At 66.2% G+C, this 11,906-nt stretch carries 11 protein-coding genes and 1 pseudogene; 5 read left to right on the plus strand and 7 right to left on the minus strand.

Annotated features, from left to right (window positions below):
• The first annotated feature begins 2 nt into the window (after positions 1–2).
• Positions 3–1,055 (plus strand): aldose 1-epimerase family protein, encoded by a 1,053-nt coding sequence (locus R9B84_RS20040; RefSeq protein WP_423760113.1) that lies wholly within the window; start codon positions 3–5, stop codon positions 1,053–1,055.
• 22 nt (positions 1,056–1,077) lie between these two features.
• Here the strand turns inward: R9B84_RS20040 and deoR are convergent, their stop codons facing one another.
• The gene (gene deoR, locus R9B84_RS20045; protein ID WP_423760114.1) at positions 1,078–1,848 is read right to left on the minus strand and encodes a DNA-binding transcriptional repressor DeoR; all 771 of its coding nucleotides are present in this window, start codon (positions 1,846–1,848) and stop codon (positions 1,078–1,080) included.
• A 146-nt stretch (positions 1,849–1,994) separates the two neighbouring features.
• Here deoR and deoC point away from each other — a divergent pair, with 146 nt between their 5' ends.
• The 3 genes and pseudogenes from deoC to R9B84_RS20060 form a co-directional block, all read left to right on the plus strand.
• Positions 1,995–2,675, plus strand: coding sequence for a deoxyribose-phosphate aldolase (gene deoC / locus R9B84_RS20050; RefSeq protein ID WP_423760115.1), 681 nt, complete (start codon positions 1,995–1,997; stop codon positions 2,673–2,675).
• A 432-nt stretch (positions 2,676–3,107) separates the two neighbouring features.
• Entirely contained in the window at positions 3,108–3,440 is a 333-nt protein-coding gene (locus R9B84_RS20055; RefSeq protein WP_423760116.1) for a hypothetical protein, read from the plus strand.
• Positions 3,441–3,561: 121 nt separating this feature from the next.
• Positions 3,562–3,684: pseudogene (locus R9B84_RS20060) on the plus strand (IS6 family transposase); the annotation flags it as partial.
• Between the two features lie 97 nt (positions 3,685–3,781).
• Here R9B84_RS20060 and R9B84_RS20065 read toward each other — a convergent pair.
• Together R9B84_RS20065 and R9B84_RS20070 are read right to left on the minus strand one after the other, a co-directional pair.
• Positions 3,782–4,267 carry a DUF1772 domain-containing protein gene (locus tag R9B84_RS20065; RefSeq protein WP_423760117.1) on the minus strand — a complete coding sequence of 162 codons (486 nt, stop codon included), beginning with the start codon at positions 4,265–4,267 and terminating at the stop codon, positions 3,782–3,784.
• Between the two features lie 2 nt (positions 4,268–4,269).
• On the minus strand, positions 4,270–5,094 hold the full coding sequence (locus R9B84_RS20070) for an NmrA family transcriptional regulator (RefSeq protein ID WP_423760118.1): 825 nt from the start codon (positions 5,092–5,094) through the stop codon (positions 4,270–4,272).
• A gap of 94 nt (positions 5,095–5,188) precedes the next feature.
• On the opposite strand from R9B84_RS20070, the gene R9B84_RS20075 reads away from it, so the two are divergent.
• Entirely contained in the window at positions 5,189–5,854 is a 666-nt protein-coding gene (locus R9B84_RS20075; RefSeq protein ID WP_423760119.1) for a TetR family transcriptional regulator, read from the plus strand.
• A gap of 62 nt (positions 5,855–5,916) precedes the next feature.
• On the opposite strand, the gene R9B84_RS20080 is transcribed toward R9B84_RS20075, so the two are convergent.
• The 4 genes from R9B84_RS20080 to R9B84_RS20095 all read right to left on the minus strand — a co-directional run bounded on the left by R9B84_RS20080 (position 5,917) and on the right by R9B84_RS20095 (position 11,545).
• Complete coding sequence (locus tag R9B84_RS20080; protein ID WP_423760120.1) at positions 5,917–6,771, minus strand: 3-hydroxybutyryl-CoA dehydrogenase; 855 nt, start codon at positions 6,769–6,771, stop codon at positions 5,917–5,919.
• A gap of 37 nt (positions 6,772–6,808) precedes the next feature.
• Positions 6,809–8,002, minus strand: coding sequence for a beta-ketothiolase BktB (gene bktB / locus R9B84_RS20085; RefSeq protein ID WP_423760121.1), 1,194 nt, complete (start codon positions 8,000–8,002; stop codon positions 6,809–6,811).
• A gap of 42 nt (positions 8,003–8,044) precedes the next feature.
• Positions 8,045–9,673 carry an electron transfer flavoprotein-ubiquinone oxidoreductase gene (locus R9B84_RS20090; protein ID WP_423760999.1) on the minus strand — a complete coding sequence of 543 codons (1,629 nt, stop codon included), beginning with the start codon at positions 9,671–9,673 and terminating at the stop codon, positions 8,045–8,047.
• An 81-nt stretch (positions 9,674–9,754) separates the two neighbouring features.
• Positions 9,755–11,545, minus strand: a complete 1,791-nt coding sequence (locus tag R9B84_RS20095) for an acyl-CoA dehydrogenase (protein WP_423760122.1) — start codon at positions 11,543–11,545, stop codon at positions 9,755–9,757.
• Between the last annotated feature and the right edge of the window lie 361 nt (positions 11,546–11,906).

Below are 11,906 nucleotides of genomic sequence, written 5' to 3' on the forward strand. Positions count from 1 at the left end.
CCATGCGAGGCGAGATCGAACTGCGGCGCGACGACTTCCGCGAAGCACCACGCACGCTGTACCGCACCGACGGCGTCACCGTCACCGCATTCGCGTATCCGTCCGGCGTCGAGGCGCTGAAGCTCGAGAACCGTCGCGGTCACGTCGTCGTGCTGCCGTATCTCGGCCAGATGATCTGGGCCGCCGCGTTCGACGGCCGCGACCTGACGATGAAGCACATGTTCCGGCAGCCGAAGCGCGCGGCGTCGATCATCGATACCTACGGCTGCTTTATGTTCCACAGCGGGCTGCTGCGCAACGGCTGCCCGGGGCCGGACGACACGCATGCACTGCACGGCGAGATGCCGTGCGCGCCGATGGATCGTGCGAGCCTGGTCGTCGGTACCGACGCGCACGGCGCAACGGTCGAAGTGACCGGCGAATACGAATACGTGCAGGGCTTCGGCAGCCACTACGTCGCGCGTCCGTCGGTGCGGCTCGCGGAGCACGACGCGCAGATGACGATCGCGATGGACGTGACGAATCTCGGCGGCGCACCGATGGACCTGATGTACATGGCACACCTGAACTATGCGTACGTGCCGGGCGGTCGTTTCGTGCAGTCGCTGTCGCGCGACGGGTTGCGGCTGCGTGAAAGCGTGCCCGCGCACGTGAAGCCGACCACCGCGTGGCGCGACTATACGGCCACGCTCGCGCGCGAACCGGAACGGCTCGCGACACTCGATACGCCCGCGCTGTACGACCCCGAGATCGTGTTTTTCATGCACGGTGCGGAAACGGACGCAGACGGCGTCGCGCATTTCCTGCTCGCGCATCCGGACGGCGGCGCATTCCACACCGCGTACCGCCCCGAACAGTTCCCGCATGCGACGCGCTGGATCCTGCACAACGCGGACCAGCAGGTCGCCGCGTTCGCGCTGCCGTCGACCTGCGAGCCGGAGGGTTATGAAGCCGAACGCCGCAAGGGCCACGTCGCGGCACTCGCGCCGGGCGCGACGCGCCGCTTCGACGTGGTCACCGGCTACCTGAGCGCGACGGAAGCACGCGATGCGTAAGGCGATGCGCAGCCGCGTTGCATCAGGTCACGAGCGCGATCCCGTGTTCGCGGATCGTCGTTTCGTAGCGGCTGCTCAGTTGCCCATCGGAGATCACGTAGTTGAAGTCGGTCAGTTCGGCGAAATAGGCCGCGCGCACTTCGTCGAACTTCGTGTGGTCGACGAGCAGGAAGCGGTTCTGCGCGCGCGCCATCACCTTCTTCTTCACGTCGACTTCGTGGAAGTTGAAGCACGTGACGCCGCAGCGGTCGCTCACGCCGGCCGCCGAGATGAACGCCTTCGACACGCGCACCGTGTCGAGGATGCCGGTTTCGGCGACCGACTCGAACACCATGTTCTTGCGGTGGTACGTGCCGCCGCACAGGATCACGCTGCAGTGCGGCTTTTGCTGCAGCTTCGCGAACACGTTCAGCGAATTGCAGACGGCCGTGAATTCGAGGTCGTCCGGAATGAAGTCGACGATGAACGGCGTGGTCGAGCCGCAGTCGACGAAGATCGTGTCGCCGGTCGTCACGAACTGCGCGGCCAGCTTGCCGATGCGGCGCTTTTCCTCGGTCTGCCGGTTGTTCTCGGCACTGATCAGGTACTCGCCGATGTCGCTGCGCTGCGCGGCGAAATGGCGCGTCACGTAGCCGCCGATCAGGCTGAGGCCGTGCGGGTTGTCCGCGAGATCGCGGCGGATCGTCATCTCGGACACGCCGAACAGCTCGGCGACTTCCCTCAGATGAATCGCGTTCTGCCCTTGCAGCACGTTCATCAGCGTCTTGATCCGTTCACCCTTCTTCGTTTCCATGCCTGTATCCTGCCTGCCATTCGCACTCGTCGCGTGTCGTGCCGGGCGCGCGGGCCCGGCCGGAATGTCGTATTTGTAACAAACCGATGTGAAAACATCAACTTTCCGTGTGCCTTTCCGGCACACGATCCGTGGAGTCCTGAAACATGCCGCTTTCCAACGCCCAACTCGCTCAAACCATCGATCACACGCTGCTCGCGCCTGACGCGAGCGACGCGCAGATCCGCGAACTCTGCCGCCAGGCGGCCGCGCATCGCTTTTACTCGGTCTGCGTGAATTCGGCGAACGTGCCGCTCGCCGCACGCGAGCTGACCGATACCGGCGTGCTCGTCTGCGCGGTGGTCGGCTTTCCGCTCGGCGCGGCGCTGTCGGCCGCGAAGGCATTCGAGGCATCGGCCGCGATCGCGGCAGGCGCCGGCGAGATCGACATGGTGATCAACCTCGGCGCGCTGAAGAGCGGCCGCGCCGACGACGTGAAGGCCGACATTGCGGCCGTGCAGCATGCGTGCGGCGCGGTGCCGCTGAAGGTGATCCTCGAAACCGGGCTGCTGACCGACGACGAGAAGGTGCGCGTGTGCGAGATGTGCCGCGATCTCGGCGTCGCGTTCGTGAAAACGTCGACGGGGTTCGGACACGGCGGCGCGACGCTCGCAGATGTCGCGCTGATGCGCCGCACGGTCGGCCCGGATCTCGGCGTGAAGGCATCGGGCGGCGTGCGCGACCGCGCGGCCGCGCTCGCGATGCTCGAAGCCGGCGCGACGCGGCTCGGCACGAGTTCGGGGGTGGCGATCGTCACCGATCAGGGTCGCAGCGATTCGGGCTACTGACGCGCGGAGGTCGGCTCTCGCACGCGAGCGCTGCAAGCGACGGCCGGGTGCGCGAACACGCTTTGGGCGGGCGCCGGCGCGGGCCCGCCATCGTACTCGACGTGCGGCGCCTGACGCGTCGCCAGGCCCTTGCGTGCTCATGCCGCAGCGGTCTCGCGCCGCGACACCGGCAATGCCGGGGTCGCGCGGAAATCCCGATAAATACGGGCTTTTATCGGTTGCCGACACCCGACGATTGCCTGTCCGGCGCCCACCCGCCGATATTACGCAACAATTAACGCAACCCACTACAAGATCGATTTATTTAAAATACAAATCCGAATAAATTATTTACCGCCCACCCTGACTTTAAAAATCCATCACATACAATACAGCTGTCGATCCGGAGAATCCTGGCCACATAAGATCGACGTTCCGTTTCAATTCCCGATATTGTTTCAAAAAATTAGCGAAGGAGAAACGATCATGGCTCAAGTTACACTGTGGGGCAGCGTCCAGGGCAACGGCACGGTCGTGGATGGCTCGGGCGGATTCATCGTGAAACGCGAAAGCGCCGGCACGTACCAGCTCTCGTTCAATACCGCATTCATCAAGACGCCCGCGATTGTCGGCTCGCAATGGGGGTACGGCGGCGGGCAAAACACGCTGGACAACGTGATTTTCCCGGGACTTTCCGGCAGCGGAGCCACGATTCAAACCGGCGACTCATACGGAAAATATAGCGACCGGAATTTCAGTTTCGTCGTTATCGGCTCGATCAGCTAAAAATCGGCCGGGCTGCATTCTTTCTGGCAACCGGGGGTCGTATTAAAATAAATTTCCGGAAACCCCGAAATAAATGCAGCTTCCATGGCACTTGTCACATTGGCGAGTCCAGGATGCCGGGATGAAGAAAACGAAATCGCTGCGTCACGGACACCGATTCCCGGCGTCCTTCATCGGCCATGCACGCAACCGGTGTTTTCGCTTCCGGCACGGCTTGCGCGACATCACGGAGCCGCGGTTCGAACCGCGGCGTGAATCGGAACGTCATCGTGCCCGGCCAACTGCCCGTCTCCCGCCAGTCGGCGTTCGATGCGTAGCGCGAGTCCGGCTCGACCGCGGGGCTACCGCGCCGCAATCCCCGCGATAAAAAACACGCACGCGACCGCCGACGCCACCGTGCGCACGTGATTCCACATCGTCCAGTCGTGCACGTAGCGCGTCCACAGCGCCGCGCCTTGCGTAGTGACCGGATCGGCCGCGGCGAGCGCATCGTTGAGCGGCACGTTGACGGCCATCGTCACCGCGAACATGCCGAACACGTAGAGCACGCCGCCCGCGAGCGCCGCCATCGCGCCCGGCTGATCGCGATCGAACAGTGCGATCACCACCAGCACGAGCGCCATCAGCGTCGTGCCGAGGAACAGCGGCATGAACGGCGAACGCACGATGTCGACGTTGATCGCATTCATCGCGGCTACGCCGGCCTGCGGCGCGATTCGTCCGAGCGACGTCATCACGAACGTCGAAAACGCGAAATACACGCCGGCCATCAGCCCGCAGCCGATGGCCGAACCCCACAGCAACGCGGAAGTCATGAACGCGATCATGGTCATGCGCTCCACACGCCCGTTGCGGCCGTCGCACGCGCATAGTCGGCGAAATCGCGTGCGGGCCGCCCGAGCGTGTGCTCGATGCCGTGCGTCACCGCACTGTTGCGCCCGTCGAGCACCGTGCCGAACAGTTCGTCGAGCAACTCGACGACCGGCTCCGGCACACCGACCTCGCGCAGCCCCGCGACGAACGCATCGGGCGGTATCTCGCGATAAGCGATCGGCCGGCCGGCGGCCCGCGCGATTTCGCCGACGGCTTCGGTGAACGTCAGTGCGCGCGGGCCGGTGACCTCGATCACACGGTTCGCGAAGCGCGCATCGGTGAGCGCGGCCACGGCCACGTCCGCGATGTCGTCCGTATCGACGAACGGCTCGCGCACCGCACCGGTCGGCAGCGCGACTTCGCCGGCCAGCACGCTGTCGAGCAGGAAGCCCTCGGAGAAGTTCTGGTTGAACCAGCTCGCGCGCACCACGCCCCAGCCCACCCCCGACGCCTGCAGCACGGCCTCGGCCGCCTGCGCGCCGGGCTCGCCGCGCCCGGACAGCAGCACCACGCGCTCGACGCCGCTTTCACGCGCAAGCCGCGCGAATGCGGCGATCGCGTCCACCGCGCCTTCGACGGCAATGTCGGGCTGGTAGGTCACGTACGCGGCCGACACGCCGTCGAGCGCGGCCGGCCATGTCGCGGGCTCGGTCCAGTCGAAGCGGACGGCCGACGTGCGCGACACGGGCCGGGTAGCGATGCCGCGCGCGCGCAGCCGTGCATCGACGCGGGCGCCCGTCTTGCCCGAACCGCCGACGATGAGGATGGGAAGTGCCGACATGAGCGTCTCCTTTGACTAAAATACGAGAATGTCTCGCGTTTCAAAAACACGATAGACTCTCGCATTGGCAACGTCAAGTTTTTCTGGAGGCGGCATGGGCCGACAAAAATCGGGGCAGAACGACGAGCCCGAAGCGGCGGCAGCGGACGCGCCGGCGCGCGCGCGGCTCGTGCCGACGCAGCAGCGCAGCCGCGAGCGGTTCGAGCGCATCCTCGCGTGCGCGTCGGAAGTGATGATCGAGAAAGGCTGCGACGCGTTCCGGATGAGCGACATCGTCGAACGCACGGGCATCTCGTTCGGTTCGCTGTACCAGTACTTTCCGGACAAGGCGGCCGTGATCGGCACGCTCGCGGAGCGCTACAACGCAGTCGGGCACGATTGCGTGCGGCGCGACCTGGCCGCGATGAAGACGCTCGACGACCTGCACGACACGCTTGCCCGCATCACGGACAGCTACTACCGGATGTTCGTCGACGAGCCGCTGATGCGCGACATCTGGCGCGCGACGCAGGCCGACCGCGCGCTGCAGGAACTCGACCGGGCCGACGGCGAGTTCCTGGCCGCGCTGTTCGCGGATGCATTGGGAGAAGTGGCGCCCGACACGACACGCGCACAACGGAGCGCGTTCGCCGAGCTGATGATGATCCAGATCGCGGCGGCCGTGCGCCATGCGATCACGCTGCCGCCGAAGGCGGCGCGGCAGATTCTTGCGATGTTCAAGCGGATGTTGCCGCGGGATTTGGGGGTGCTGGACGCGTAGCCGCACCGTTCAATGCACGCGGCCGCCCGAAGGCGGCCGCGCGAAGTGGCATGGTGTGCCGCTTACTTGCTGTAGTCGTACACCCCGCGCCCCGTCTTGCGCCCCAGCCGCCCTGCCGACACCATCTCGCGCAGCAGCGGGCACGCGCGATACTTCGGATCGCCGAAGTCCTTCACGAACACGTCCATCACCGCGAGGCACACGTCGAGGCCGACGAGGTCGGCCAGCGCGAGCGGCCCGATCGGGTGGTTCGCGCCGAGCTTCATCCCCGCGTCGATCTCCTCGGCCGACGCAATGCCTTCGGCCAGCACGAAGAACGCCTCGTTGATCATCGGCACGAGGATCCGGTTCACGACGAAGCCCGGCGCATTGCGCACGCCGATCGGCGACTTGTCGAAGCGCTCGGTCAGTTCACGCACGGCCGACGCGGCCGCGTCACTCGTCTGCAGCCCGCGGATGATCTCGACGAGCGGCATCAGCGGCACCGGGTTGAAGAAGTGCATGCCGACGAAGCGTGACGGATCGGCGAGCGGCGCTGCGAGCGCGGTGATCGAGATCGACGACGTGTTGGTCGCGATGATCGCGTCCGGCCGCGCGACGGCCTCGATCTGCTTCAGGATGCGGCCCTTCAGCTCGACGTTCTCGGTCGCGGCTTCGATCACGATGTCGGCCGACGCGAGCGTCGCGTAGTCGGTCGACGTCGTGATGCGCGCCAGCGCCGCGTCACGTGTGGCCGCGTCGAGCTTGTCCTTCGACACGAGCCGCTCGAGGCTGCCCTTCAGCGTCGCGATGCCCCTGTCGAGCGCGGCATCGCTGACGTCGATCATCACGACGTTGAGTCCCGCAACGGCGGCAGTCTGCGCAATGCCGTTGCCCATGGTTCCGGCGCCCACGACGCCGACGATTTCGATGGCCATGAATTTTCCTGTGTGTTCGGGTGCTGAGCGTCGATTATCAGATGTTCTCGAAGATCGCAGCAATCCCCTGGCCGCCGCCGATACACATCGTCACGAGCGCGTAACGTCCGCCGATGCGCTTCAGCTCGTACAGCGCCTTGACCGTGATCAGCGCACCGGTCGCGCCGATCGGGTGACCGAGCGAGATGCCCGACCCGTTCGGGTTGACCTTCGCGGGATCGAGCCCGAGCTCCTGCGTGACCGCGCAGGCCTGCGCGGCGAACGCCTCGTTCGCCTCGATCACGTCGAGATCGCTGATCTTCAGGCCCGCGCGTTCGAGCGCCTTCTGCGTGGCCGGCACGGGGCCGATGCCCATGTAGGCCGGATCGACGCCCGCGTGCGCATAGGCAACGAGACGTGCGAGCGGCTTCACGCCTTGCGCACGCGCGGCGTCCGCGCTCATCATCAGCACGGCGGCGGCCGCATCGTTGATGCCCGATGCGTTGCCGGCCGTCACCGTGCCGTTCTCCTTCGCGAACACCGGGCGCAGCTTCGTGAAATCGTCCGCGCTCGCGTCGTGACGCACGTGCTCGTCGGTATCGAACGCCACCTCGCCCTTCTTCGAGCGGATCGCGATCGGCAGGATCTGATCCTTGAAGCGCCCTTCCGCGATCGCGCGCGCCGCGCGACGATGCGATTCGAGCGCAAGCGCATCCTGCGCGTCGCGCGAGATGTCGTACTTGCGTGCGACGTTCTCGGCCGTCACGCCCATGTGGATCGACTGGAACGGGTCGTGCAACGCGCCGAGCATCATGTCGACGAGCTTGCCGTCGCCCATGCGCTGGCCGAAGCGCGCGGCCGGCACGGTGTACGGCGCGCGGCTCATGTTCTCCGAGCCGCCGCCGATCGCGACGTCGGCATCGCCGAGCATGATCGTCTGCGCGGCCGACACGATCGCCTGCAGGCCCGAGCCACACAGGCGGTTCACGGTCAGCGCCGGCGCGTGCTGCGCAACGCCGCCGTCGATCGCCGCGACGCGCGCGAGATACATGTCCTTCGGTTCCGTGTTCACGACATGGCCGAACACGACGTGCCCGACCGCATCGCCCGGCACGTTCGCGCGCGACAGCACTTCGCGCACGACCTTCGCACCGAGATCCGTCGGCGAGAAATCCTTCAGGCTGCCGCCGAAATCACCGATCGCGGTACGGACACCGCTCACCACCACGACTTCTTTCGCTGCATTGCTCATCGTCTGCTCCGGTTCGTTCGCGCACGCAGGCGCGTTGATGCGTTACATGTTCGGGTAATTCGGCCCGCCGCCGCCTTCCGGCGTGACCCACACGATGTTCTGCGTCGGGTCCTTGATGTCGCAGGTCTTGCAGTGCACGCAGTTCTGCGCGTTGATCACCAGGCGATCGCTGCCGTCGTCGTTCTTCATGAACTCGTACACCGCCGCCGGGCAGAAGCGCGCCTCCGGCCCCGCGTACGTGCGCAGGTTCACGTTCACCGGCACGTTCGCATCCTTCAGCGTCAGGTGCGCCGGCTGGTTCTCCTCGTGGTTCGTGTTCGAGATGAACACCGACGACAGCCGGTCGAACGTCAGCTTGCCGTCCGGCTTCGGATACTCGATCGGCTCGCACTGCGACGCCGGCTTCAGCATCTCGTGGTCCGCATGCTGGTGATGCAGCGTCCACGGCACGTTGCCGCCCATCACCTTCTGCTCGAGCCCGACCATCAGCGTGCCCAGGTACAGCCCCTTGGCCATCCACTGCTTGAAGTTGCGCGCGCGGTACAGCTCCGTGTACAGCCACGACTGCTTGAACGCATCCGGGTACGCGTTGAGCTCGTCGCTCTGACGGCCGGCCTGCACCGCGTCGAACGCGGCGTCGGCGGCCAGCATGCCGGTCTTGATCGCCGCGTGGCTGCCCTTGATCCGCGATGCGTTCAGGAAACCCGCGTCGTCGCCGATCAGCGCACCGCCCGGGAACACCGTCTTCGGCAGCGACAGCAGCCCGCCCGCGGTGATCGCGCGCGCGCCGTACGACACGCGCTTGCCGCCTTCCAGGAACGCGCGGATCGACGGATGCGTCTTGTAGCGCTGGAATTCCTCGAACGGCGACAGGTACGGGTTCGTGTAGCCGAGGCCCACCACGAAGCCGACCACGACCTGGTTGTTGTCCATGTGATACAGGAACGAGCCGCCGTAGGTATCCGACTTCAGCGGCCAGCCGGCCGTGTGGATCACGAGGCCCGGCTTGTGCTTGGCCGGATCGATTTCCCACAGTTCCTTGATGCCGATCCCGTACGCCTGCGGATCGGCGTTTGCGTCGAGCTTGAACTTCGAGATCAGCTGGCGGCCGAGGTGGCCGCGGCAGCCTTCGGCGAACAACGTGTACTTCGCGTGCAGCTCCATGCCGAGCTGGAAGTTCTCGGTCGGCTCGCCGTCCTTGCCCACGCCCATGTTGCCGGTGGCGACGCCCTTCACGGAGCCGTCGTCGTTGTACAGGATCTCGGCAGCCGGGAAGCCCGGGAAGATCTCGACGCCGAGCGCTTCCGCCTGCTGGCCCAGCCAGCGCGTGACGTTGCCCAGCGAGATCACGTAGTTGCCGTGGTTCTTGAAGTTCTCGGGCAACGCCCAATTCGGCGTCGTCACCGCACTCTTCTCGGACAGGAACAGGAAGCGGTCTTCCGTCACCTCGACGCTGAGCGGCGCGCCCTGTTCCTTCCAGTCGGGGAACAGCTCGGTGATCGCGCGCGGGTCCATCACCGCGCCCGACAGGATGTGCGCGCCGATCTCGGAACCCTTCTCGAGCACGCACACGCCGATCTCGGTGCCCTTCTCGGCGGCCAGCTGCTTGAGCCGGATCGCCGCCGACAGCCCGGCGGGGCCGCCGCCGACGATCACGACGTCGTATTCCATCGATTCGCGCGGGCCGTATTGCGCGAGCAAGTCCTGTGTGGTCAAAATCCTGTCTCCTCCTGCGTCCCGACCGTCAATCGGTCAGAACTGGTCTTCCGTCAACGCGAGCACGCTCTCGTTGCCCTTCGCGCCGACGATCGACGCTTCGAGCGCGCCTGCCTGCACGAGAATGTGCTCCGCATAGCATTGCGCGATCGCGATCTTTGCGTCGAAGAACGCCGGGTCGCTCGCGCGGTTCGCCTGCGCCGCCACCAGCGCGCGCGCCATCTGCCACCCGCACAGCACCACGCCCGCCAGCTTCAGGTACGGCACGCTGCCCGCGAACACCGCGTTCGGGTCCTGCTTCACGTTCGCCACCACGTAGTCCACCACCGACGACAGCGCCTGCGCACCCTTCTCCAGCTGCGCCTTCATCGACGCGGCCGCCGCGCCGTCCAGCCTGCCCAGCGCCGCCACCGTCTCACCGATCTCCGCGATCAGCGCCTTCGCCACCGCGCCGCCGTCGCGCATCGTCTTGCGGCCCACCAGATCGTTCGCCTGGATCGCCGTCGTGCCCTCGTAGATCGCCAGGATCCGCGCATCGCGGTAGTACTGCGCCGCGCCCGTCTCCTCGATGAAGCCCATCCCGCCGTGCACCTGCACGCCCAGGCTCGCCACGTCGTTCACCATCTCCGTGCTCCAGCCCTTCACGACCGGCACCAGATATTCGTAGATTGCCTGATGACGGCCACGCGTCGCCTCGTCCGAATGGCGGTGGGCAATGTCGCTGTGCGCGGCTGCCACGTACGCCAGCGCCCGCGCGCCTTCGGTCAGCGCACGCATCGTGCCGAGCATGCGGCGCACGTCCGGGTGATGGATGATCGTCACCGACTGCTTCGCCGAGCCGTCCACCGGGCGGCTCTGCACGCGTTCCTTCGCGAATTCCGCCGCCTTCTGGTACGCACGGTCGGCCACGCCGATCCCCTGCATCCCGACGCCGAAGCGCGCCGCGTTCATCATGATGAACATGTATTCGAGGCCGCGGTTCTCTTCGCCGATCAGGTAGCCGATCGCGCCGCCGTGGTCGCCGTATTGCAGCACCGCCGTCGGGCTCGCCTTGATCCCGAGCTTGTGCTCGATCGACACGCAGTGCACGTCGTTGCGCGCGCCGAGCGAACCGTCCTCGTTGACCATGAACTTCGGCACGATGAACAGCGAGATGCCCTTCACGCCTTCCGGCGCGTTCGGCGTGCGGGCCAGCACCAGGTGGACGATGTTGTCCGCCATGTCGTGCTCGCCCCACGTGATGAAGATCTTCGTGCCGAACACCTTGTAGGTGCCGTCGCCCTGCGGCTCCGCGCGCGAGCGCACCAGCGCCAGATCGGAGCCCGCCTGCGGCTCGGTCAGGTTCATCGTGCCGGTCCATTCGCCCGAGATCAGCTTCGGCACGTAGCGCTGCTTCTGCTCGTCGGTGCCGGCCGTCAGCAGCGCCTCGATCGCGCCGTCGGTCAGCAGCGGGCACAGCGCGAACGACAGGTTCGACGCGTTCAGCATCTCGATGCACGGCGTCGCAATCAGCTTCGGCAGCCCCTGGCCGTCGTACTCGGCCGGATGCTGCAGCCCCTGCCAGCCGCCTTCGACGAACTGGCGGAACGCTTGCGCGAAGCCCGGCGTCGCGGTCACGACACCGTCCTTCCAGCTGCTCGGGTTGCGGTCGCCTTCGACGTTCAGCGGCGCCAGCACCTCGCCGCAGAATTTCGCGGACTCGTCGAGCACGGCCTGCGCCGTGTCGTAACCGGCATCCTCGAAACCCGGCAACTGCGCGACGGCGTCGATGCCCGCGAGTTCCTTCAGCACGAACAGCATGTCCTTGACGGGGGCGTTATAGCTCATGGTCGATGTTCCAATCAGGCGGTGAATGAGGCGCGCTACCGGGCCGGTACGGCAAAACCGGCCAGACCCGGGCGACGAAGTGACCCATCGTAATGCCGCGATGGCCGATTCCCGTTGTCATATCCGGCCCACATGGTGACAAAACCGGCCACGCGATGCGCGGGCGCGGCCGGTAACGGTCGGCTGGATAAGGGTTTGGCCGGATCCGGATTCGACGAAAACGGAGAGCAATCGGTATGCCAGCCGAAGCGGCAGAGCATGCCGTCGGCGGGCGGTCGACGGCCACAACGGGAGCCGATTATGGGAATCGACGAAGGGAGCCGGCCATGGGAGCGAGCGAAGGAAGCCGGTTATGGGAACG

It is taken from the genome of Burkholderia sp. NLJ2, assembly GCF_049487195.1.
GTDB classification, from domain to species: domain Bacteria; phylum Pseudomonadota; class Gammaproteobacteria; order Burkholderiales; family Burkholderiaceae; genus Burkholderia; species Burkholderia pyrrocinia.